Source organism: Lysobacter sp. 05T417 (assembly GCF_056396405.1).
Window position 1 is genome coordinate 349,127 of sequence record NZ_JBFTLK010000002.1, and the last position, 22,286, is coordinate 371,412.

The window sequence follows — 22,286 nt, forward strand, 5'->3', positions numbered from 1 at the left end:
GGCTAGCGATTGCCCATTGCGGTTGCCAGCACCTTCGCCTCGAACTGGTAGTCCCACTGGTCGAAGTAGAGGTTTCCCCCTTGCCACTCCACTTCGCCACGTTGTGAGTCCACGGTTTCCGATCGGAAATGCTGTTTGCGCGGCACCAGCTGCGTGCCGTAGTCGTCGTTGAATGCAATGCGGTAGGCGTCGAGCCCGCCGAAGTAGAACCATTCGACGCCCGGATCCTTCGCGCCGGCGAACTGGCCGGTGGTGACATCCATGGGCACCCAGCCATAGGGCGCCAGGTACATGAAACCCCAGTCGTGCAGGTTGTCGTACTTGCCATCGGAATAGACCATGCCCGACTGCCAGCGCGCCGGAATGCCGTTGAGGCGCAGCAGCGTTATCAGCAGCAGTGTCTGCTGGCCGCAGTCGGCGTGGCCGGCGTGCAGTGCGTAGTGGCTGATGTTGCTGATGGTGGAGTACTCGCGCGCGCCGCCCCACGGAATGCGGTCAACGGCCTGATAAAGCTTTTGCGCGATCCGGTACGGGTTCTTCTCGTCGCCCACCACCTGCTTGGAGAAGGCGCGGATGTCGTCGCTGAAGACGATGTGCGGCGGGTGCTCGCCCAGGTAGGGCGCAAGCTCGGCGCTGTTGCCGGCGGGCACCACCTTGGACGGGTCGATCTGGTGGACCTGGCCGAAGATGGTCAGCTCGTAGGTGACCGAGAACTTCGTCGGCGTCTTCGCGACGGCCGGCTGTTCCATGTAGACGGTGCGCTGCAGCGTCGATTCCGGCGCGGTCTCATGCTTGGCCGGCGCGCTCGAGATCAGCGTGATGTCTTCCTGCTGGCCGGGAATGGCCCGCGGGAACGGAATCCACGCGCGCACCGCCTTGCCGGCCGGAACCGCGTCGGCATTGACGATGATCGACTGGGTGACGCGCACCCGGCGCGGGGCGACGCTGCTCTTGCCGGTCGCGCGGGCCTGCGCCAGTGCTTCGTCGTGATAGGCGTTGGCCGATTCCATCGGGCCGTCGTTGCGCGTGGCCGGCGTCGCACGCCGTGCCGTTGCCTGCGGGCTGACGCGGAACAGATTTGAGACCGAGCGGCTGAAATAGTACGGCACACCGTCGATGACCATGTGCTCGAGCTGGTTCGAGGCTTTCCAGCCGTCGAACTCGGCATCGGTCATGTCCGGGATCAGTTCGCGCAGCCTGGCCTTGGCCTCCGGTTCGGTGATCGGGAAGTCCAGGCGTATGCGGCGCATGCGCTCACGCTGGAATTCCAGGGCCGTGCGCGTTTCAGGAGCCAGGCCGGACTGGGCCAGGGCGCCGTCGATGCCAGCGTTGGCCTCTTTGAATTGACCGGCGTCGATCTGCGCGGCGACCTCGTCCACAGTTTCGCCGGCGCGGCCGGCCAGGGCCGCCGAGGTCATCAGTGACAGGCACAGAACCGACATCGCCAGCGCACGCAGTGTGCGTGACCGACCGGTACTCGATACAAGCGAAGGCAAAGGACTATCCACGTCGCGATCGACCCGCTGGGTGCCGTTTCACGACTGTGTAACATGAGTGGAGTACCCGGTCAATAATTTATTCTTGACTAAAACCAGAAATGAAGTATGTATTCTGACCCGGTCGGCCACCGCCTTCCTTCCGGTGGCCCAGAGGGGACGCAATGATCGAGACGGTGTGGCCTTATGCCGCGGTTTTGCTGGTGTCGGCGGGCCTGTTTCCGTCCCTGGAGAAGCGCTATGGGTGGCGGCTGTTCTCAGTCCTGCCGCCGATCGTGCTGACATATCTGTTCGTGACCGCCCTGGCGGTCGCCGGGCTGTGGCAGGCCACGCCCGAGATCACCACGGCGCAGCGCTCCCTGACCGGGCAATTGCTGCCTTCCCTGCTCTTCCTGCTGATGGTCGGCTGCGACCTGCGCGCGATCGTGAAGCTGGGGCCGCGCATGCTTGCCGTGTTCGCCTGCGCGATGTTGAGCATCCTGGCCGCGATAGTCATCGCCTACCTGATCTTCCGTAACGCCCTGCCCGCCGATGGCTGGAAGATGCTGGCGGCACTGAGCGCCACCTGGACCGGGGGCTCGGCCAACCTGGTTGCGGTCAAGCAATCGATCGGCCTGCCTGACAACCTGCTGCCGTCGGTGCTGTTGGCAGACGCGGTCTGCTATTCGGTGTGGGTGATCGTGCTGTTCTCGATCAACCGTTTCGCCCCGGCCTTCAACCACTGGACCGGCGCCGACGCACGCGCGCCGCTGCCGACACTGGAACCGCGCGCGATCGGCCATGCCGGCCCGGGCAGCGTGCTGCTCTGGCTGGGCGTGGCGCTGCTGGTGGGCAACCTGTCGGCGTGGGCCGCGGCGCTGCTGCCGGTCGGCGGCTTCCTGACCACGACCGCGTGGACGGTGCTCATCGCCACCATCGTCGGCCTGGTGCTCGCCCGCACCACCCTCGCCCATTCACCTGTGCCGGCGCCGCTGGCCAGTGCCATGCTGGCCTGCCTGGTGGCGGTGCTCGCATCGCAGAGCAACTTCCAGGGCATGGATACCGCGCCACTGTTCGTGGTCGTGGGCTTCACGGTGCTGGTCGTCCACGTGGCATTGCTGCTGCTCGCCGCGCGCCTGTTCCGCTTCGATCTGCACCTGTGCGGCATCTCGTCGCTGGCGCAGATCGGCGGCATGGCGACCGCGCCGGTGCTGGCAGCCACCTATTCCCGCGCACTCGTGCCGGTGGCCGTGCTGCTGGCGATGCTTGGCCTGGTACTGGGCACCGGTATCGGCCTGGCGATGGCCGGGTTGCTGTCCAGCCTCGCTCCCGTTGCAAGTTGACTGTTTCTACAGACTTTCTGGAAACCGAACCATGCGCCTGCCACTGACCCTCGCCCTCGCCCTGTGCCTGGCCGGCACTGCATCGCTGCCGCTGGCGGCGCGGGAAAAGGCATGGACGATTCCCGCCACCGGCGTCATCGGCGTCGACGAAGCGAAACTTGACCCGGCGTTCTGGGTGGCCCTGCTGGACCAGGGACAGCCCGGCGACGCCGACCGCGTCGTCCTCGACAGCGAGGCCATCGCCGCGCAGAACGCGCGACTGCACCAGCTCGACAAGAGCATCCACGATCTGCAGGCGCTGCAGGGCCCGCTCGATCGCGCCCAGGTCAGCGGCTGGATCGAGTCGCTGTCGCGGCGACCCTCAAAGCCGCTGTTCGACGAACACAGCAAGCCGGTGGCGAAGTCGGCCGTCGATGAGGTCGTCGACTCGCTCAACCTCGCCGCCATTCCCGAACGCCAGGACGCGCGCTACGGCCTGGTCGTGCATCGCGCCGCCCTGCGCACCTTCCCGACCTCGATGCGCGTGTTCTCGTCCGATGACGACCACGACATCGACCGCTTCCAGGAAAGCGCGCTGTTCCCGGGCGATCCGGTGGTGGTCGCGCACGAAAGCCGCGATGGCCAGTGGTGGTTCGTGGTGAGCCCGCGTTACGCCGCCTGGGTCGAGAAGCGCTTCATTGCGCTGGGAAGCAGCGAGCAGGTGCTGGGCTACGGCCGCAAGGCGCCCTACCGGGTCGTCACCGGCGCCCGCGCCACCACCGTGTTCACACCGGAAGAGCCGGGCGTGTCGGAGCTGCAACTCGACATGGGCGTGCGCGTGCCGGTGCTGGCGGACTGGCCGGTCGGCAAGCCGGTCAACGGCCAGCACGGTTACACCGCGCACGTGATCGAACTGCCGGTGCGCCGCGATGACGGCAGCCTGCGTTTCGCCCCGGCGCTGCTGCCGCGGCGCGAGCCCAGCCAGGACCACTATCTTCCGTTGAGCAGGCGCAACCTGATCCAGCAGGGCTTCAAGTTCCTCGGCGAGCGCTATGGCTGGGGCCACAGTTACAACGGACGCGACTGCAGCGGATTCGTCTCCGAGATCTACCGCAGCATGGGCGTGGAGTTGCCGCGCAACACCAGCGACCAGGCGGTCAGCCCGGCCCTCAACCGCATCGCCCTGAGCGACAAGGACAGCCGCGAGCGCAGGCTGCAGATCGCCCACGAACTGCAGGTCGGCGACCTGGTCTACATCCCCGGCCACGTGATGATGGTGATCGGCCAGCTCGACGGCGAACCGTACGTGATCCACGACACCACCGGGTTGAGCTTCGCCGGCGCCGACGGCAAGACCGTGCGCGCGAAGACCAACGGCGTGACTGTTTCGCCGCTGACGCCGCTGCTGTTCAACGGCAAGCAGACCTATGTCGACCGCATGACCAACATTCAGCGAATCCGCCCCTGACGGAAGCGATGCGCGCGAGCGCCCGCTTCCCCTCCTCATCCCAGCACTCGTGAATCAATGAAAATCACCGATATCCGCTTCGGCATGCTCCGCGTCCCGCTGAAAACGCCTTTCAAGACCGCCCTGCGCACGGTCGAGGCGGTGGAGGACATCGTGGTCTCGGTGCACACCGACACCGGCCACGTCGGCTACGGCGAGGCGCCGGCGACGGCGGTCATCACCGGCGACACCCACGGCTCGATCATCGAGGCGATCCGCAAGTTCATCGCCCCGCGCGTGATCGGCCAGGAAGTGGCGAACCTCAACCACATCACCGCGCAGATCCAGTCCGCGCTGGAGAAGAACACCAGCGCCAAGGCCGCGGTCGAGATCGCGGTCTACGACCTGTTCGGCCAGCTCTACGGCGTGCCGCTGTACAAGATGCTCGGCGGGGGCGACCCGGTCATCACCACCGACATCACCATCAGCGTCGACTACATCGACAAGATGGTGGCCGACTCGATCAGCGCGGTCGATCGCGGCTTCGAGTCGCTGAAGATCAAGGTCGGCAAGGATATCGGCGTCGACATCGAGCGGGTCAAGGCGATCTACGCCGCGGTCGAGGGCCGCGCCCTGCTGCGCCTGGACGCCAACCAGGGCTGGAGCGCCAAGCAGGCGGTGTATGCGATCAGCATGCTCGAGGACGCGGGCGTGCGCCTGGAGCTGGTCGAGCAGCCGGTCAAGGCCAAGGACCTGGACGGCATGAAGTACGTCACCGAGCGCGTGCACACGCCGATCATGGCCGACGAGAGCGTGTTCGGGCCGACCGAGGTGATCGACCTGATCCGCATGCGCGCGGCCGACATCATCAACATCAAGCTGATGAAGACCGGCGGCCTGTCCAACGCCATCCGCATCGCCGACATCGCCGAGCTCTATGGTGTGGAGTGCATGATCGGCTGCATGCTCGAAAGCAGCATCAGCGTCGCCGCCGCGGTGCACCTGGCGGTGGCCAAGTCCAGCGCGATCACCAAGGTCGACCTCGATGGACCGTCGCTGTGCGCGTTCAACCCGGTCGACGGTGGCGTCAATTTCAACGAGTCGGAAATCTCGGTGACCGATGCGCCGGGACTGGGCATCCGCGAGATCCGCGGGCTGATTCCCATCGAGGCCTGATCCAATCGAGCATGATCCAATGACCACCGTTCGTCCTGAGCGTAGCGCAGCGAAGTCGAAGCACAGCAGGACGCGTCACGGCGTCGAAGCTGCACGTCCCTTCGACTTCGGGCCTGCGGCCCTACGCTCATGGCGAACGGTTATTTCATTCCGGAAGAGTGATCGACCATGCCGCCCCTGCTGAAGATCCGATCCGAACGCGACCAGATGTCCGCCATCGAACGCCGCATCGCCGACTTCCTGCTCGACAACGCCCACCTGCTGCGCGACTACTCCTCGCAGCAGCTGGCCGATGCGCTGGGGATCAGCCAGTCGAGCGTGGTCAAGTTCAGCCAGAAGCTCGGATTCAAGGGTTATCCGGACCTGAAGTACTCGGTCGGCCAGGCCGTTGCGCGCGGCGACGGCGGCGATGACACCATCGCCGGCGAAGTGCGCAACGAAGACCCGCATGCCGCGCTCGCCGAGGACCTGTGGCACCTCAAGGCGCAGGCCGAGGCGGCCACGCGCCTGATCAATCCACCCGACCGCATCGACGCGATCGCCGCGGCGATCCAGCAGGCCGGCAAGGTGTTCATCATCGGCCTGGGCGAGGACGGCATCCCGGCTCGCGCGTTCGCCACCCGGCTATCGATGCTGGGCATCCTCACCGTGCACTACGTCGATGCGATCCTGATGCAGGCCGGCGTATCCAGCGCCACCGCCGGCGACGTGCTGCTGGTGTTCTCGGAACACGGCAAGCAACCGGCGCTGTGCCAGATCAGCCGACTGTTCCGCGAGCGCGTGGGCAAGGTGATCTCGGTCACCCGCCATACCCCAAACCCGTTGCGGGCGCATGCCGATGCGGCGCTGCTGGTTTCCGCCCACGACGAGCGCCGGCATATCGAGCCGCTGCTGTACCAGTCGGCGTTGCAGCACCTGCTGGACCTCATCTTCATCCTGCTGTGCGACGGCAGCGAAGACCGCCGAAGCCAGCTCGACTTCAACTTCGAGCGCATGCAGGACCTGCTGGACAGCTGACATGACCCGAACCCTCCGCCGCGCCGCCGCACCCGCCCTGCTTTGCCTGCTTGCCATGGTCCTGGCCGGTTGCGCCGGCACCTCGACCCGCCAGGCGACACGCGCCTGGGACGGCGCGCAACAGATGGTCGTGGTGACGACCGCCGACTGGGACGCCAACACCGGCACGCTGCAGCGATACGAGCGCGATGGTGGCCACTGGCGTGCACTCGGCGACGCGGCGCCCATCACGATTGGCCGCAGCGGGTCTGCCTGGGGCGTCGGCCTCAACGCGCCGCAGGCTGGAGAACCGCAGAAGCGCGAGGGCGACGGCCGTGCGCCGGCCGGCGTGTTCGCCATCGGCACCGCATTCGGCTACGCCGACAACAGCGCCAGCGCGTGGCCGTACCAGGCGATGACCGCCTCGGACTACTGCATCGATGTCGATGGCTCACCGCTGTACAACCGCATCGTCGATGCCGCGCAGGTCGGCGCGCAGGCCGTGGCCGGTTCCACCGAGCCGATGCGCCGCGACCTGCACGCCAATGGCGACCAGCGCTACAAGCTCGGCTTCGTGATCGAACACAACCCGGATAACCGCAACGGCGCCGGCAGTTGCATCTTCGCCCACCTATGGAAGGCCCCGGGCGAGACCACCGCCGGCTGCACGGCGATGGCCGAGCCGGTGATGCAGCAACTGCTGGCGTGGCTGGATCCCCGGCGCAAGCCGGTGTTCGTGCTGTTGCCGAAGGCGGAGTACGGGCGCGTCAGGCGCGACTGGGACCTGCCCTGATATCGCGGATCACCTATCCCCGTTCGTGCTGAGCGTAGGCGCAATGCGCCGAAGTCGAAGGACGACGGGGCCGGCGAATGCAACGCCGCATCCTCCCTTCGACTTCGCTGCGCTACGCTCAGGGCGAACGGAGTTTCGCAGCCACCACCCACCACCTCCATTCCAGGACCTTCCGTGTCGACCACCGCCCGCGTACTGCTCGGACTCTTTCTTGGCGCCCTCATCGGCCTGCTGCTGGCCTGGTGGGACGCCGCCGCGGCGACGACCGTCGCCGACTTCGTCCAGCCGGTCGGCCGGCTGTGGCTCAACGCCCTGCAGATGACCGTGGTGCCGCTGGTGGCGGCGCTGGTGGTGATCGGCGTCAACACCGCCACCGACGCCGCCGCATCGGGACGCACCGCGCGCAAGGCGATCATCACCTTCGTGATCATCCTCAGCGTCTGCGCCGCGTTCGCCGCGATCGTCGCTCCGCTGCTTTTCTCGCTGGTGCCGCGCCAGGAGGGGCTGGCCGAATCGCTGCGCGCCGCCACCGCCGGCACGGCCCAGCTGAGCCTGCCCAACTCGCTGGCCGACTGGTTCGTCGGCGTGATTCCCAGCAACGCGCTCGCCGCCGCCGCGCAGAGCGCGATGATGCCGCTGGTGGTGTTCTCGCTGTTCTTCGGTTTCGCCCTGACCCGCATCGAGGCCACGCGCCGCGCGCAACTGCTGGAACTGGTCCAGGCCATCGCCGACGTGATGGTGGTGATCGTGCGCTGGGTGCTGTGGGCGGCGCCGGTGGGCGTGTTCGCGCTGGTGCTGGCGGTATGCGCACGCGTCGGCCACGGCATGATCGGCGCCTTCGGCTGGTACATCGCCATCCTGTCGGCCATGTACCTGTGCGCGACCGCCCTGATGTACCCGATCGCGGTCATTGCCGGCGGCGAACGCGTCCGCCGCTTCGCCGCCGCAATCGTGCCGGCACAGGCCGTTGCCGCCAGCACGCAGTCGTCGCTGGCCTCGCTGCCGGCAATGATTGAAAGCTCGCGCGTGCGCCTGGGCCATCCGCTCAGCGTGACGTCGCTGGTGCTGCCGATGGCGGTATCACTGTTCCGCATCACCAGCCCGATGCAGTACATCGGCGTGGCCTCGTTTGTCGCCTGGGCCTACGGCGTCGACCTGAGCGTGGCGCAGATGGCGGCCGGTGCGGCGCTGGCCGTGGTGATCAGCATGGGTTCGGTCGGCCTGCCCGGCCAGGTCAGCTTCATGGCCACCAACATGCCGGTGACCCAGGCGATGGGGCTGCCGATCGAGCCGCTGGGCCTGCTGCTGGCGCTGGACACCCTCCCCGACGTATTCGCGACCCTGGGCAATGTCACCGGTGACCTGACGGCGACGGCAGTGGTCGCCAGGGGCCAGAGCGAACCCGACGCGCAAACGCCTGCGGAAAGCTGATTCCCGCGCCGCTTCTGGCGGACACAGGCAAGCGGCGAGCCAGGGCAAGCCCAGGGGCAACCCCAAGCAACCCGATTCCGGCGCAATCATGCGAAAATGCCGCGCTCGCGTTTTTCAAACCCTTGATTTCAAAGCTTGGCCCCGTAGCTCAGTTGGATAGAGCGGTCCCCTCCTAAGGGACAGGTCGCACGTTCGAATCGTGTCGGGGCCGCCATTGCGGCGATCCAGAGGTGCGGCAGGCGGAAACCCGGCCTTCGGCCCGGTTCCAGTCGCCACTTCGGTTTTCGCCCTTCAGTCCCCCAGGAGCAAGTCCGATGACCCACCCCGTCCTCACCGCCCTCGGCCTGACCGATACCGAATCGGGCACCTACCTCGGCAGCGGCGAATGGTCGCCCACCCGCGACGCCGGAGTGCTGGAGTCGGTCAACCCGACCAATGGCGAGGTGCTGGCCAAGGTGCAGGCATCCTCGCAGGCCGACTACGACACCATCGTCGAGCGCGCCCAGGCCGCCTTCAAGGTGTGGCGCACCACCCCGGCGCCGCGCCGCGGCGAAGCCGTGCGCCTGTGCGCCGATGCGCTGCGCAAGCACAAGGACGCGCTCGGTTCGCTGGTCGCGCTGGAGATGGGCAAGTCCAAGCCGGAAGGCGATGGCGAAGTGCAGGAAATGATCGACATCGGCGACTTCGCCGTCGGCCTGTCGCGCCAGCTGTACGGCCTGACCATGCATTCCGAGCGCCCGGGCCACCGCATGTACGAGCAGTGGCATCCGATCGGCATCGTCGGCGTGATCTCGGCATTCAACTTCCCGGTTGCCGTCTGGGCCTGGAACAGTTTCATTGCCGCCATCTGCGGCAACATCACGCTGTGGAAGCCGTCGCCGAAGACGCCGCTGTCGGCGATCGCCTCGATGAAGATCTGCAACGCCGCGCTCAAGGCCGGCGGTTTCCCGGACATCTTCTTCCTGTTCAACGACGCCGGCACCGAGCTGGCTTCCAGCTTCGTCGACGACAAGCGCATCGGCCTGATCAGCTTCACCGGCTCGACCAAGGTCGGCCGCATCGTCGGCGAGCGCGTCGCCCGCCGCATGGGCCGTTCGCTGCTCGAGCTGGGCGGCAACAACGCAATCATCGTCGACGCCAGCGCCGACCTGAAGCTGGCGATCCCGGCCATTGCCTTCGGCGCCGTCGGCACCGCCGGCCAGCGCTGCACCACCACGCGCCGCCTGTTCGTGCAGGAATCGATCTTTGATGACGTGCTGGCAAAGCTCATCGCCGCCTACAAGCAGGTCGAGAAGAAGATCGGCGACCCGACCGACCCGAGCAACCTGATGGGTCCGCTCAACAGCCGCGACGCAGTGCAGGCCTACCTTGATGCGGTCGAGAAGGCCAAGGCCAGCGGCGGCAAGGTCGAGACCGGTGGCGCTGCCATCGACGGCGCCGGCAATTTCGTGCTGCCGACGATCGTCACCGGCCTGACCAACGACGCCGAAGTGGTGCAGACCGAAACATTCGCGCCGATCCTGTACGTGATGAAGTACGGCCAGCTCGAGGAAGCCATCGAACTGCAGAACGACGTGCCGCAGGGCCTGTCGTCGTCGATCTTCACCCAGAACCTCAAGGCGGCCGAGGCATTCCTGGCGGCATCGGGCTCGGACTGCGGCATCGCCAACGTCAACATCGGCACCAGCGGCGCCGAGATCGGCGGTGCGTTCGGTGGCGAGAAGGAAACCGGCGGCGGTCGCGAATCCGGTTCCGATGCCTGGCGCGCCTACATGCGCCGGCAGACGAATACCATCAACTACTCCGACGCCATGCCGCTGGCCCAGGGCATCAAGTTCGACCTCTGACCGCCCCGCCACCGGAACCAGGATCCCGCCGCATGCAAGCAGTCGTCCGCCGCGACAACAGCACGCTCGCTGACGTCAGCCTGGTGCCCGGTGGCACGCCCGTGGTTCTGCCTGGCGCCAAGCTGACGGTCGGGGGCTGACATGTATTCCATCGTCCGCCCCTTCCTGTTCGGCCTGGACGCAGAGACGGCGCACGGCGCCACGCTCACTGCGATGGAGGCGGCCTACCGCAGCGGGCTCAGCCCGTTGCTGGGCCGCCGCCCGGCGCCCCTGCCGACGCGCGCGTTCGGCCTGACGTTTCCCAATCCGGTCGGCCTGGCCGCCGGACTGGACAAGAACGGCGCCCACATCGATGCGCTGCTGGCGCTGGGCTTCGGCTTCGTCGAAGTCGGCACGGTCACGCCACGTGCGCAGGAAGGCAATCCCAAGCCGCGCATGTTCCGCCTGCCCGATCAGAAGGCGGTGATCAATCGCCTGGGTTTCAACAACGGCGGCGTCGACGAACTGGTGCGCAATGTCGGCAAGGCCCGTCGTCGCGGCGGCCTGCTCGGCATCAACATCGGCAAAAACAAGGACACGCCGAACGAGTCGGCGGAGACCGATTACCTGTATTGCCTCGAGCGCGTCTACCCGCTCGCCGACTACGTCACCGTCAACATCTCCTCTCCCAACACCGCCGGCCTGCGCGAACTGCAGGAAGAGCAGTCGTTGCGGCGGCTGGTATCGATCCTGCGCGAGGCGCAGGAGCGCCTGGGCGCGCTGCACGGCAAGCGCGTGCCGATGCTGGTCAAGATCGCCCCGGACCTGAGCGACAACGATGTCGAAGCCGCCGCGCGCGTGCTCGGCGGCCTCGCAGTCGACGGCGTGATCGCCACCAACACCACCGTCTCGCGCATCGGCATCGACGGCGCGCCGCATGCCTCCGAGACCGGTGGCCTGTCCGGCCGTCCGCTGATGGGCCAGGCCACCGCGGTGCTGCGGATGATGCGCACGCGGCTGCCCGAGTCGATCCCGATGATCGGTGTCGGCGGCATCCTTTCCGGTGCCGACGCCGCGACCAAGATGGCCGCCGGCGCGACCCTGGTGCAGTGCTACACCGGCCTGGTCTACCGCGGCCCGGCCCTGGTGCACGAATGCGTCGAAGCCATGCGCCGGCGCAAGGAAGCCCCGAGCCGGGGCAACATGCCGCCGATCGTATGAGCGAGGCAGTCCGCATCCTGCGCGATGCCCCACTCGACCGGCGCAACACTTTTGGCGTGGCTGCACGCGCACCGTGGCTGGCCGAACTGCGCGACGCCGGCGACCTGCCCGGCCTGTTGTCGCGACCGGAGTTCCGCGAGCGCGCACCGCTGGTGCTTGGCGGCGGCAGCAACCTGCTGTTTGCCGGCGACCCGGACGCGCCGGTGCTGGCACTGACCGGCCAGGACGTGCGCGTGCTGCGCGACGACGGCACCGCCATCGTCCGCGCCGATGCCGGCGTGCAGTGGCACGGCTTCGTCATGCACACGCTCGACCTGGGCCTGGCGGGCCTGGAAAACCTGGCGCTGATCCCGGGCACGGTCGGCGCCGCGCCAATCCAGAACATCGGCGCCTACGGCGTCGAAGTGCGCGACTTCATCCATGCGGTCGAGGCATTCGAGCCGGCCAGCGGCCAGGTCCATCGCCTCGACGCCGCGGCTTGCCGGTTCGCCTACCGCGACAGCGTGTTCAAGCACGAGCCCGACCGCTACATGGTCACCGCCGTCGAATTCGCCTTGCCGCACGCGCCGACGCTGAAGCTCGACTACGCCGGCATCGGCGACGAGATCGCGGCGATGGGCATCGCCGCGCCGACCGCACGCGACGTGGCCAACGCGGTGATCGCGATCCGCCGCCGCAAGCTGCCCGACCCGGCGGTGCTCGGCAACGCCGGCAGCTTCTTCAAGAATCCGATCGTCGCCCAGGCCCAGGCCGAGGCGCTGCAGGCGCAGTACCCGGCGCTGCCGGTGTTCCGCGGCAACGATGGCGCCACGCGCAAGTTGCCCGCGGCGTGGTTCATCGAGACCTGCGGCTGGAAGGGCCACCGCGACGGCGACGCTGGCGTGGCCGCGACGCACGCGCTGGTACTGGTCAACCACGGCCACGCCAGCGGCCAGCAGCTGCTCGATCTCGCCCACCGCATCGCCGATTCGGTGCGCGAACGCTTCGACGTGGCCATCGAACCCGAACCGCGCGTCATCGGCGCCGCCTGGTGACCGCCGCGACGTCCACCCCGATGCGCGCGGCGAGCTTCATGCTGGCCAGCACGCTGTGCTTCGGCGCCATGGCGATCACGATCCGCCTGGCATCGGCGACACTGCACACCTTCGAGATCGCATTCTTCCGCAACTTCTTCGGCCTGGTGGCGGTGCTGCCGCTGGTCGCCGGCGTCGACCGCGCGGCCCTGCGCACGCGCCAGTTGCCGCGCTATTTCGTCCGCTGCGCGATCGGCATCGGTTCGATGCTGGCCGGGTTCTGGGCGATCGGCCACCTGCCGCTGGCGCAGGCGATCTCGCTGTCGTATTCCACGCCGGTGTTCGTCACCATCGCCGCGGCGTTCTTCCTGGGCGAGCACGTCCGCGCCCGGCGCTGGGCGGCGGTGGCGATAGGTTTCGTCGGCGTGCTGGTGATCGTGCGGCCGGGCTCGGCGCAGTTCACTGCCGGCAGCCTGATCGCATTGCTGGCGGCCGTGCTCAGCGGCGTCGTCGCGATCCAGATCAAGCAGCTGTCGCGAATCGATGCTGCCAACACCATCGTGCTTTACACCTATCTGTTCTGGGTGCCGATGTCGCTGCTGCCGGCACTGTGGGTGTGGGAATGGCCGCAGGGCATCGCCTGGTTGTGGGTGATTGGCGCGGGCATTTTCGGCACCGGCGGGCAGGTGCTCTGGACCCATGCGCTCAAGCTGGGCGAAGTTTCGGCGCTGACGCCGATCAGCTTCATGCAGCTGCCACTGGTCGCAACCGCGGGCTGGCTGTGGTTTGGCGAAAGCGTCGATGCCTGGACCTGGGCTGGCGCGGCGATCATCCTCTCGGCCAACGCGTACATTGCCCACCGCGAGGCGGTATTGATGCGACGCGCCGCAACGACTGCGCCCAGCGCCGCGGCTACGCCGGGCGAGTAATCAGCGCCACGGCCGCAGGCTGCCCCAGTACACCAGCAGATACACGGCCACCGCCCACACGCTTGCTGCTGCCCACCCGGCGAGGATGTCCGACGGGTAATGCACCCCCAGGTACACCCGCGAGAATCCCACCAGTACCACGAACGCCAGCATCAACGCCGTCACCGGCCAGCGCCAACGTGTGTGCCAGGCCAGCAGCACCAGCACCCAGGCCAACGTCATCGAACCCATCGCGTGGCCGCTGGGGAAACTGAAGTTGTGCTCGGGCGCGATCGAGTCCCACAACGACGGCCGCTCGCGCGCGAACGCCGCCTTGGCCGCGACGTTCAGCAGCGCCGAGCCGGCCAGCGCGATCGCCGCAAACGTGGCCTCGCGGTACTTGCGCAGCAACGCCAGCACCAGCACCAGCGCGATGTCGAACGGCACCACGCCCCACAGGTAACCGATCCGCGATATCAGCAGGAAGAAGCCATCGAATCCCGCGCCGGCCAGGCCGTGGGCGAAGTGCAGGATGGGTTCGTCGAAGAAGATGGCTTCGCGCTCGTGGATCTCCTCGGCGAGGCCGGCGAAGCCCCACAGCGGCAGCAGCAGGCCGAGGAACACCAGCAACAATCGGCCGCCATGGCGGCGCAACACGCCTGCGCCGTAGCGCAGTTCCTGACTGAGCGCGTCGCTGCCCTCAGCCGGCACGCGCTGCGTCGGCGCCCGCGCCGTACTTGCGCTCGACGTACTGGTCGATCAGCTCGACGAACTCGTGGGCGATGTTCTCGCCGCGCAGCGTCACGGTCTTCTCGCCGTCCTCAAACACCGGCGCCGACGGCGCCTCACCGGTGCCCGGCAGCGAGATGCCGATGTTGGCGTGGCGCGACTCGCCGGGACCGTTGACCACGCAACCCATCACCGCCAGCGTCAGGTTCTCGGCGCCGGGATGGCTGATCTTCCACACCGGCATCTTCGCCCGCACGTGCTCCTGCACCTTCTGCGCCAGCTCCTGGAAGAACGAACTGGTGGTGCGGCCGCAACCCGGGCAGGCAGTGACCATCGGCGTGAACGCGCGCAGACCCATGGTCTGCAGCAGCTCCTGGGCGACGATGACTTCGTTGGTGCGCGACTGGCCCGGCTCGGGCGTCAGCGAGATGCGGATGGTGTCGCCGATGCCTTCCTGCAGCAGCACGGAAAGCGCGGCGCTGGAGGCGACGATGCCCTTGCTGCCGATGCCGGCCTCGGTCAGGCCCAGGTGCAGCGCGTAGTCGCCACGACGGGCGAGCTCGCGGTACACGGCAATCAATTCCTGAACGCCGCTGACCTTGGCGCTGAGGACGATGCGGTCGGCCGGCAGGCCGATCTCGACCGCGCGCGCGGCCGAATCCAGCGCCGAGCGGATCAGCGCCTCACGCAGCACTTCGGCGGCCTCGCGCGGCTCGGCCAGCTTGTGGTTCTCGTCCATCAGCTGCGCGGCCAGGGCCTGGTCGAGCGAGCCCCAGTTGGCGCCGATGCGCACCGGCTTGCCGTGCCTGATCGCCATCTCGATCAGCGTGGCGAACTGGCTGTCCCGCTTCTTGCCGAAACCGACGTTGCCCGGGTTGATGCGGTACTTCGCCAGCACTTCGGCGCAGGCCGGTTCGGCGGTCAGCAGCTGGTGACCGTTGTAGTGGAAGTCGCCGATGATCGGCACCTCCACGCCCATCATCGCCAGTTTGTCGACGATGCGCGGCACCGCGGCGGCGGCTTCGACGGTATTGACCGTCACCCGCACCATTTCCGAGCCGGCCCGCCACAGCTCGGCGACCTGCTTGGTGGTCGAGGCGACGTCGGCGGTATCGGTGTTGGTCATCGACTGTACGACCACCGGCTGGCCGCCGCCGACTTCGACGCCGCCGATGCGAACCGAACGCGTCAGGCGGCGCGGGAGCGGGCCGAAGCCGGGGTGTGCGCAAGGCGCGGGAGCATGTGAATTCATGGCCGCCATTGTAGGCCAGGCCCACCCCCAGCCCTACCTCCGGCATGACCCGGAGGTGACCCGGGCGTGACCCGTGGCGGCCGCTGCGCTACCTTGACCGGCCGTGACATCCAGCAGTCCATGAACGACTTCCCCACCGAACCGGGCCCGGGCGGCCACGCCGACCAGGTGCTGACGCCCAGCCAGCTGAACACGCTGGCGCGCGATCTGCTGGAAGGGGCATTCCCGCAGGTGTGGATCGAAGGCGAGCTGGGCAATGTCTCGCGGCCCTCGTCGGGCCACCTCTACTTCACCTTGAAGGACGCGCGCGCTCAGGTCCGCTGCGCGATGTTCCGGCCCAAGAGCAGCTGGCTCAAGTTCGTTCCGCGCGAAGGCCTGCGTGTGCTCGGGCGTGGCCGCCTGACCCTTTACGAGGCCCGTGGCGAGTACCAGCTGGTGTTCGACCACATGGAAGAGGCCGGTGAGGGCGCGCTGCGGCGTGCCTTCGAGGAACTGCGCGCACGCCTGGCCGCCGAAGGCCTGTTCGACAACGAACGCAAACGCGCCTTGCCGCGCTTTGCCCGCCGCATCGGCGTGATCACCTCGCCCAGCGGCGCCGCCGTGCGCGATGTGCTGAGCGTGCTGGCGCGGCGCTTTCCACTGGTCGAGGCCGACGTGCTGCCGGTGCAGGTCCAGGGCGAAGGCGCGGCCGCGCAGATCGTGGCGATGCTGCAGCGGGCCATCGCATCGGCGCGCTATGACGTGCTGGTGCTGGCCCGCGGCGGCGGCTCGCTCGAGGACCTGTGGGCCTTCAACGACGAACGCCTGGCACGCACGATCGCGGCCTCGCCGGTGCCGATCGTGTCTGCAGTGGGCCACGAAACCGACTTCAGCCTCAGCGACTTCGCCGCTGACGTGCGCGCACCGACTCCGTCGGTGGCCGCCGAACTGCTGGCGCCCAATCGCGAGGACCTGCTGCACCGCCTGCGCATCCTCGAATCGCGTCTGCGCAACCTGCACGCGCAACGCCTGCGCCAGGCCATGCAGCGCGCGGACCGGGCCGCGCTGCGGCTCAATGCCCTGCGCCCGCAGGCGCGCCTGGAAGCGCTGGGACGGCAACAGCGCGAAGCGTTGCGCCGCCTCAACGCCGCCTGGCGCCAGCAGCTCGAACGCGAGCGCGCGCGCCTGCGCCACGCCGATGCCGTGCTGCGCGCCGCGCACCCGCAGCGCCGCATCGCGCGCCTGCGCGAACGCCTGGCCGCGCTGCAACCGCGACCGCAGGCGGCGATCGTGCGTCGCCTGGCCAAGGACGCCATGCACCTGCGTGGTCTGGCCCGCTCGCTCGAAGCCGTGAGCCCGCTGGCCACGGTCGCCCGCGGTTATACGATCCTGCAGCACGCCGACGGACGCATCGTGCGCAGCGTGCTGGACGCAGCGCCGGGCGATCGCCTCGCGGCACGCCTGAGCGATGGCCAGCTGAACGTCCGGGTCGAACACAAGGACGACTGAAACATCACCCCGACCCTCACACGGCCCCCGCTACGATGCGCGGACCCGTGCCCGAGGACGCGTGCGTGACCAAAGCCTCCGATCTGTTCGTCGCCGCGCTGGAAGCCGAAGGCGTGGAGTACGTCTTCGGCATCCCGGGCGAGGAGAACCTCGACCTGCTCGAGTCCCTGCGCACGTCGAGCATCCGCCTGGTCCTGACCCGCCACGAACAGGGTGCAGGTTTCATGGCCGCCACCTACGGCCGCCTCACCGGCAAGGCCGGCGTATGCCTGTCGACGCTCGGCCCGGGCGCGACCAACCTGGTGACGCCGGCAGCGTACGCACAGCTGGGCGCGATGCCGATGCTGATGATCACCGGGCAGAAGCCGATCAAGAGCAGTCGCCAGGGCCATTTCCAGATCGTCGACGTGGTCGACACGATGCGGCCGCTGACCAAGTACACACGCCAGATTGTTTCTGCCGACGCGATCCCGGCGCGCGTGCGCGAGGCCTTCCGCCGCGCCGAGGAGGAACGTCCCGGCGCCACCCACCTGGAGCTGCCGCAGGACATCGCCGGCGACGACACCAGCGCGCGGGTGATCCCCGCTTCGTTCTCACGCCGACCGATCGCCGACGACAAGGCCATTGCCCACGCCGCCGCCGCGATCAGCCAGGCCCGCCACCCGCTGCTGATGATCGGCGCCGGCGCCAACCGCAAGACCACGGCGCGGCAACTGCGCTCGCTGATCGACAAGCTCGGCATCCCGTTCTTCAGCACTCAGATGGGCAAGGGCGTGATCGACGAGCTGCACCCGCTGTGGCTCGGCAACGCCGCCCTGTCCGATCACGATTTCGTCCACCGCGCCATCGACGCCGCCGACTGCATCGTCAACATCGGCCACGACGTGATCGAGAAGCCACCGTTCTTCATGCGCGAAGGGCGGCGCACCGTGATCCATGTCAATTACGAAAGCGCCGAAGTGGATGCGGTCTACTTCCCGCAGATCGAAGTCGTCGGCGACATCGCCAACACGGTCTGGCAACTGGGCGAGACCTTGTCGCCGCAGGCGCACTGGGACTTCGGCTTCTTCGATCGCGTGCGCACGGCCCTGCTGGCCAACCTGGTCGACCGCAGCGACGCCGATCGTTTCCCGATGGCGCCGCAGCGGCTGGTCGCCGACGTGCGCGCGGTCATGGGCCCGCGCGACGTGACCTGCCTCGACAACGGCCTCTACAAACTCTGGTTCGCCCGCTGCTACCGCTGCCGCGAACCCAACACGCTGCTGCTCGACAACGCCCTGGCGACCATGGGCGCCGGCCTGCCCTCGGCGATCGCCGCGCGCATCGTCTGCCCGGACCGGCGTGTGCTGGCGGTGTGCGGCGACGGCGGCTTCATGATGAACTCGCAGGAACTGGAGACGGCGGTGCGCCTGGGCCTCGACATCACCGTGCTGGTACTGCGCGATGACGCTTACGGCATGATCAAGTGGAAGCAGGCGCACGAGCGCTATCCCAGTTTCGGCATGGACCTGGGCAATCCGGACTTCGTACGCTATGCCGAAAGCTATGGCGCACGCGGTCACCGCCCGGCCTCGGCCGACGAGTTCGCACCGATGCTGCAGCGCGCGCTCGACACGCCGGGCATCGATCTGATCGAGGTGCCCATCGACTACAGCGACGACGACCGCCTGCTCAACGAAGAGATCCCCAGGTTGAGCGCCGCCGTGCAGTGACGTGACGCCTGCCGCCCCACCCTGTTCCGATTCCTCCCCACGGAGAACAACATGGCCAAGTCCAAGCGCGCCGCCTCCGGCCTGATGGCCAGCTATCCCTACTATCTGGCCAATCGTCCGGTCGCCGCCAACACCGACCTCGACGTGCTGGACAAGTACAGCGGCAAGCGCGCCACCCGCGTTGCCCTGGCCGACGCCACCGCCGTACGCAAGGCGATCGTGGCTGCCTGCCAGGCGCGCGAGGCGGTTGCGGCATTCCCGCCGGACGCGCGCCGCGACGTGCTCGAGCATTGCGTCGCCCGCTTCCAGGAACGTTTCGACGAGCTGGCGCTGGCGCTGTGCATCGAAGCCGGCAAGCCCATCGCCGATGCCCGCGGCGAGGTGACCCGCCTCATCGACACATTCCGCATCGCCGCCGGCGAGGCGACGCGCATCGACGGCGAGATCATCGAGCTGCAGATCTCCAAGCGCACGCGCGGTTACCGCGGCATGGTCAAGCGCGTGCCGATCGGCGTGTGCAGCTTCATCACCCCGTTCAATTTCCCGCTGAACCTGGTCGCGCACAAGGTCGCACCGGCGCTCGCGGCGGGCTGCCCGTTCGTGCTCAAGCCCTCGGAGAAGACCCCGATCGGCGCGCTCATCATCGCCGAGATCCTGGCCGAGACCGATCTGCCCAAGGGCGCGTTCTCGGTGCTGACCTGTTCGACCCAGGACGCCGCGCAGCTGGTGGAAGACGAACGCATCGCCCTGCTCAGTTTCACCGGCGGCCTGATCGGCTGGGACCTGAAGGCGCGCGCCGGGCGCAAGAAGGTCACGCTGGAACTGGGCGGCAACGCCGCGTGCATCATCGACGACGATCCCGGCATGCCGCTCGATCGCGTGGTCGAGCGACTGGTCTTTGGCGCCTATTACCAGAGCGGGCAGAGCTGCATCAGCGTGCAGCGCATCTACGCGCATGCGGCCATCTACGACCGGCTGCGCAGGAAGCTCAAGGCGGCGGTGGCGAAGCTGCCGATGGGCGACCCGCGCGACGAGAAGACCTTCATAGGCCCGATGATCGACGAGGCCGCGGCCAAGCGCATCGACAGCTGGATCGAGGCGGCGCGCAAGGGCGGTGCCAAGCGCCTGGCCGGTGGCCTGCGCAACGGCAACATGGTACCGGCGACGCTGCTCGAAGGCGTGCCGCGCACCAGCGACCTCTATCGAAAGGAAGCCTTCGCCCCGGTCGCGCTGATGCAACCGTTCGACAACTTCGACCAGGCCATCGACCTGGTCAACGACAGCGACTTCGGCCTGCAGGCCGGCGTGTTCACCGGCCGCCTCGACCATGCCATGCGCGCCTGGGACCGCCTCGACGTCGGCGGCGTGATCGTCGGCGACGTCCCCAGCTTCCGTGTCGACAACATGCCCTACGGCGGAGTGAAGCATTCCGGGCTCGGCCGCGAGGGCGTGCGCTATGCCATCGAGGACATGACCGAACAACGCCTGCTGGTGATCCGCGACCCGGCCTGAGCCATCGCCACGCCGGCGGCTCCGGCGCAACCCCGTTTGCTGTCTCCGCTCGTTGGACCTTCCAACCCAACCGGAGACAGCACCATGAACACCCAGGTAAAGCGCACTCCCCTCGTTCGTCCTGCCCTGTTCGTTGCTGTCGCGCTGGTGCTGGCGGCCTGCCAGACGACGGGCGAGTCCGGCGTGGCCGAAGGCAAGGACGAATCAGCCGCGCGAGCCGAAGCGCGCGCCGTTGCCGCCCAGGCCGTTGCCGCTGCCGAGGCCACGGCCAGGGAGGCCGGTCCAACTGCAGCAGGGCGCACGCGCCAGCAGGCCGCCCGCAAGTCGCTGGCACCGCCTCCGGCTGCGGCCATGCCGGATTCGTCGATGCTGGACAGGATCGAAGTGACCGGGTCGAGAGTGGATTACGCAGCGGCGCCGGCTTCGGTCCAGGCGCCGATGCCGATGCCGATGCCGATGCCGATGCCGATGCCCATGGCCGTGCTCGCCAGCCCGCCTCCTGCCAACACCGAGCGCTACGCCGCCATCACCGACAACCCGGTGCACCGCGCTTCCGAACAACCGGTGTCGACGTTCTCGGTCGATGTCGACACCGGCAGTTATGCCAATGTGCGGCGCATGCTCAATGAAGGCGTCCGACCACCGGCCGACGCGGTGCGCGCCGAGGAGTTCATCAACTACTTCGACTACGGTCAACGCGCGCCGGCCACACGCGAGGTGCCGTTCCGGGTGACGACCGAGCTGGCGGTGGCGCCCTGGAATCCGCAGCGCCAGTTGCTGATGGTCGGCATCAAGGGCTACGACGTCCCGAAGGCGACCCTGGCCCCGGCCAACCTGGTGTTCCTGATCGACACGTCCGGCTCGATGGATTCGCCCGACAAGCTGCCGCTGGTCAAACAATCGCTGCGCCAGCTGATCCCGCAGCTGCGCAGCCAGGACCGGGTTTCGATCGTGGTCTACGCCGGCAGTGCCGGGCTGGTGCTGGCGCCCACGCCGGGCGACCACCACGGCGAGATCCTCGCCGCGCTGGATCGTCTCGAGGCCGGTGGCAGCACCAACGGTGGCGACGGCATCCGCCTGGCCTACGCGATGGCGCGACAGGCCCATGTCGACAACGGCGTGAATCGGGTGATCCTCGCCACCGACGGCGATTTCAATGTCGGCACGGTCGACCAGGAAGCGCTGGAAACGCTGGTCGGCGACCAGCGCAAGCACGGCATCGCCCTGACCACGCTCGGCTTCGGCAGCGGCAACTACAACGATGCGATGGCCGAGCAGCTGGCCGACGTCGGCGACGGCAACCATGCCTACATCGACAGTCTGCGTGAAGCCCGCAAGGTGCTGGTCGATCAGATGAGTTCGACCCTGATGACCATCGCCCGCGACGTGAAGGTGCAGATCGAGTTCAATCCGGCCCAGGTCGCCGAGTACCGCCTGATCGGCTACGAGAACCGCATCCTGCAGCGCGAGGACTTCAGCAACGACAAGGTCGATGCCGGCGACATCGGTGCCGGCCATGAAGTGACCGCGCTGTACGAGATCACGCCGGTGTCGTCACCGGCGCAGCGCATGGCGTCGTTGCGTTACGGCAGTGCAGCCCCGAAGACCACGCAGGAGAACGCGCGCAACGAAGTCGCCCACCTGCGCCTGCGCTACAAGTTGCCCGACCAGAAGTTGCCCGACCAAGGCCAGAGCCGCCTGATCGAGACTCCGATCCTGACCTCGCAGCTGGTGCGCGAACCCGACGAGGCGCTGCGATTCGCCAGCGCCGTCGCTGGCTTCGCCGATGCGCTTCGCGGCGGCAGCCGCATGGACGGCTGGAGCCTCGACGACATGATCCGCACGGCGACGGCCGCGAAGGGACGCGACCCGAACGGCGAACGCACGGAACTGCTGGAGCTGATGAAACTGGCGCAGGCGCAGATCGGCAGCGAAAACCAGACGCGCATTGGCATGGGCCAGTAAGCCGGGACTGAACCGCCGCA

The 22,286-nt window shown here is 67.9% G+C and carries 17 protein-coding genes and 1 tRNA gene; 15 read left to right on the top strand and 3 right to left on the bottom strand.

The genetic code is table 11. The features are described 5' to 3' along the window. Positions 1 to 2: 2 nt before the first annotated feature. Positions 3 to 1,418: a transglutaminase-like domain-containing protein gene (locus AC1DER_RS04860; protein WP_477247773.1), complete on the bottom strand. Its 1,416-nt coding sequence runs from the start codon at positions 1,416 to 1,418 to the stop codon at positions 3 to 5. Positions 1,419 to 1,660: 242 nt separating this feature from the next. Here AC1DER_RS04860 and AC1DER_RS04865 point away from each other — a divergent pair, with 242 nt between their 5' ends. The 11 genes from AC1DER_RS04865 (at position 1,661) to AC1DER_RS04915 (ending at position 13,629) form a co-directional block, all read left to right on the top strand. After that, on the top strand, positions 1,661 to 2,818 hold the full coding sequence (locus AC1DER_RS04865) for a DUF819 family protein (RefSeq protein WP_441814940.1): 1,158 nt from the start codon (positions 1,661 to 1,663) through the stop codon (positions 2,816 to 2,818). Between the two features lie 31 nt (positions 2,819 to 2,849). After that, complete coding sequence (locus AC1DER_RS04870) at positions 2,850 to 4,265, top strand: C40 family peptidase (protein ID WP_477247771.1); 1,416 nt, start codon at positions 2,850 to 2,852, stop codon at positions 4,263 to 4,265. Between the two features lie 57 nt (positions 4,266 to 4,322). After that, positions 4,323 to 5,420, top strand: coding sequence for a dipeptide epimerase (locus tag AC1DER_RS04875; RefSeq protein WP_441814942.1), 1,098 nt, complete (start codon positions 4,323 to 4,325; stop codon positions 5,418 to 5,420). Between the two features lie 168 nt (positions 5,421 to 5,588). Continuing rightward, a complete protein-coding gene (locus tag AC1DER_RS04880) occupies positions 5,589 to 6,437 on the top strand; it encodes a MurR/RpiR family transcriptional regulator (protein ID WP_441814943.1) in 849 nt (282 codons plus the stop codon). 1 nt (position 6,438) lies between these two features. After that, positions 6,439 to 7,209: a L,D-transpeptidase family protein gene (locus AC1DER_RS04885; RefSeq protein WP_477247768.1), complete on the top strand. Its 771-nt coding sequence runs from the start codon at positions 6,439 to 6,441 to the stop codon at positions 7,207 to 7,209. Positions 7,210 to 7,383: 174 nt separating this feature from the next. Beyond that, positions 7,384 to 8,640 (top strand): dicarboxylate/amino acid:cation symporter, encoded by a 1,257-nt coding sequence (locus AC1DER_RS04890; protein ID WP_477247766.1) that lies wholly within the window; start codon positions 7,384 to 7,386, stop codon positions 8,638 to 8,640. Positions 8,641 to 8,777: 137 nt separating this feature from the next. Continuing rightward, positions 8,778 to 8,854 (top strand) — tRNA-Arg (locus AC1DER_RS04895). A 100-nt stretch (positions 8,855 to 8,954) separates the two neighbouring features. After that, positions 8,955 to 10,487 carry an L-piperidine-6-carboxylate dehydrogenase gene (amaB, locus tag AC1DER_RS04900; protein ID WP_477247764.1) on the top strand — a complete coding sequence of 511 codons (1,533 nt, stop codon included), beginning with the start codon at positions 8,955 to 8,957 and terminating at the stop codon, positions 10,485 to 10,487. A gap of 141 nt (positions 10,488 to 10,628) precedes the next feature. Continuing rightward, entirely contained in the window at positions 10,629 to 11,687 is a 1,059-nt protein-coding gene (locus tag AC1DER_RS04905) for a quinone-dependent dihydroorotate dehydrogenase (protein WP_441814947.1), read from the top strand. Then, entirely contained in the window at positions 11,684 to 12,721 is a 1,038-nt protein-coding gene (gene murB / locus AC1DER_RS04910; RefSeq protein WP_477247761.1) for a UDP-N-acetylmuramate dehydrogenase, read from the top strand. The genes AC1DER_RS04905 and murB overlap by 4 nt, the downstream gene beginning before the upstream one ends. Before the next feature lie 20 nt (positions 12,722 to 12,741). Then, positions 12,742 to 13,629 carry a DMT family transporter gene (locus AC1DER_RS04915; protein WP_477247791.1) on the top strand — a complete coding sequence of 296 codons (888 nt, stop codon included), beginning with the start codon at positions 12,742 to 12,744 and terminating at the stop codon, positions 13,627 to 13,629. Here AC1DER_RS04915 and AC1DER_RS04920 read toward each other — a convergent pair whose 3' ends face one another. Next, on the bottom strand, positions 13,630 to 14,319 hold the full coding sequence (locus AC1DER_RS04920) for a phosphatase PAP2 family protein (RefSeq protein ID WP_477247759.1): 690 nt from the start codon (positions 14,317 to 14,319) through the stop codon (positions 13,630 to 13,632). Further along, complete coding sequence (gene ispG, locus AC1DER_RS04925; protein WP_441814950.1) at positions 14,309 to 15,589, bottom strand: flavodoxin-dependent (E)-4-hydroxy-3-methylbut-2-enyl-diphosphate synthase; 1,281 nt, start codon at positions 15,587 to 15,589, stop codon at positions 14,309 to 14,311. Before ispG ends, AC1DER_RS04920 begins: the two co-directional genes overlap by 11 nt. Before the next feature lie 120 nt (positions 15,590 to 15,709). Here ispG and xseA point away from each other — a divergent pair, with 120 nt between their 5' ends. The 4 genes from xseA (at position 15,710) to AC1DER_RS04945 (ending at position 22,266) form a co-directional block, all read left to right on the top strand. Next, entirely contained in the window at positions 15,710 to 17,077 is a 1,368-nt protein-coding gene (gene xseA / locus AC1DER_RS04930; protein ID WP_477357715.1) for an exodeoxyribonuclease VII large subunit, read from the top strand. A 65-nt stretch (positions 17,078 to 17,142) separates the two neighbouring features. Next, positions 17,143 to 18,789, top strand: coding sequence for an acetolactate synthase large subunit (locus AC1DER_RS04935; RefSeq protein WP_477247838.1), 1,647 nt, complete (start codon positions 17,143 to 17,145; stop codon positions 18,787 to 18,789). A 51-nt stretch (positions 18,790 to 18,840) separates the two neighbouring features. Then, complete coding sequence (locus AC1DER_RS04940; protein WP_477247840.1) at positions 18,841 to 20,301, top strand: aldehyde dehydrogenase family protein; 1,461 nt, start codon at positions 18,841 to 18,843, stop codon at positions 20,299 to 20,301. A gap of 84 nt (positions 20,302 to 20,385) precedes the next feature. Continuing rightward, positions 20,386 to 22,266 (top strand): vWA domain-containing protein, encoded by a 1,881-nt coding sequence (locus AC1DER_RS04945; RefSeq protein ID WP_477247842.1) that lies wholly within the window; start codon positions 20,386 to 20,388, stop codon positions 22,264 to 22,266. Positions 22,267 to 22,286: the final 20 nt, after the last annotated feature.

Bases quoted from the DNA above. Each gene is read 5' to 3' on its own strand.
- AC1DER_RS04860 (WP_477247773.1), bottom strand. From the start codon at position 1,418: ATGACCTCGGCGGCCCTGGCCGGCCGCGCCGGCGAAACTGTGGACGAG.
- AC1DER_RS04865 (WP_441814940.1), top strand. From the start codon at position 1,661: ATGATCGAGACGGTGTGGCCTTATGCCGCGGTTTTGCTGGTGTCGGCG.
- AC1DER_RS04870 (WP_477247771.1), top strand. From the start codon at position 2,850: ATGCGCCTGCCACTGACCCTCGCCCTCGCCCTGTGCCTGGCCGGCACT.
- AC1DER_RS04875 (WP_441814942.1), top strand. From the start codon at position 4,323: ATGAAAATCACCGATATCCGCTTCGGCATGCTCCGCGTCCCGCTGAAA.
- AC1DER_RS04880 (WP_441814943.1), top strand. From the start codon at position 5,589: ATGCCGCCCCTGCTGAAGATCCGATCCGAACGCGACCAGATGTCCGCC.
- AC1DER_RS04885 (WP_477247768.1), top strand. From the start codon at position 6,439: ATGACCCGAACCCTCCGCCGCGCCGCCGCACCCGCCCTGCTTTGCCTG.
- amaB (WP_477247764.1), top strand. From the start codon at position 8,955: ATGACCCACCCCGTCCTCACCGCCCTCGGCCTGACCGATACCGAATCG.
- AC1DER_RS04905 (WP_441814947.1), top strand. From the start codon at position 10,629: ATGTATTCCATCGTCCGCCCCTTCCTGTTCGGCCTGGACGCAGAGACG.
- murB (WP_477247761.1), top strand. From the start codon at position 11,684: ATGAGCGAGGCAGTCCGCATCCTGCGCGATGCCCCACTCGACCGGCGC.
- AC1DER_RS04915 (WP_477247791.1), top strand. From the start codon at position 12,742: ATGCGCGCGGCGAGCTTCATGCTGGCCAGCACGCTGTGCTTCGGCGCC.
- ispG (WP_441814950.1), bottom strand. From the start codon at position 15,589: ATGAATTCACATGCTCCCGCGCCTTGCGCACACCCCGGCTTCGGCCCG.
- xseA (WP_477357715.1), top strand. From the start codon at position 15,710: ATGAACGACTTCCCCACCGAACCGGGCCCGGGCGGCCACGCCGACCAG.
- AC1DER_RS04940 (WP_477247840.1), top strand. From the start codon at position 18,841: ATGGCCAAGTCCAAGCGCGCCGCCTCCGGCCTGATGGCCAGCTATCCC.
- AC1DER_RS04945 (WP_477247842.1), top strand. From the start codon at position 20,386: ATGAACACCCAGGTAAAGCGCACTCCCCTCGTTCGTCCTGCCCTGTTC.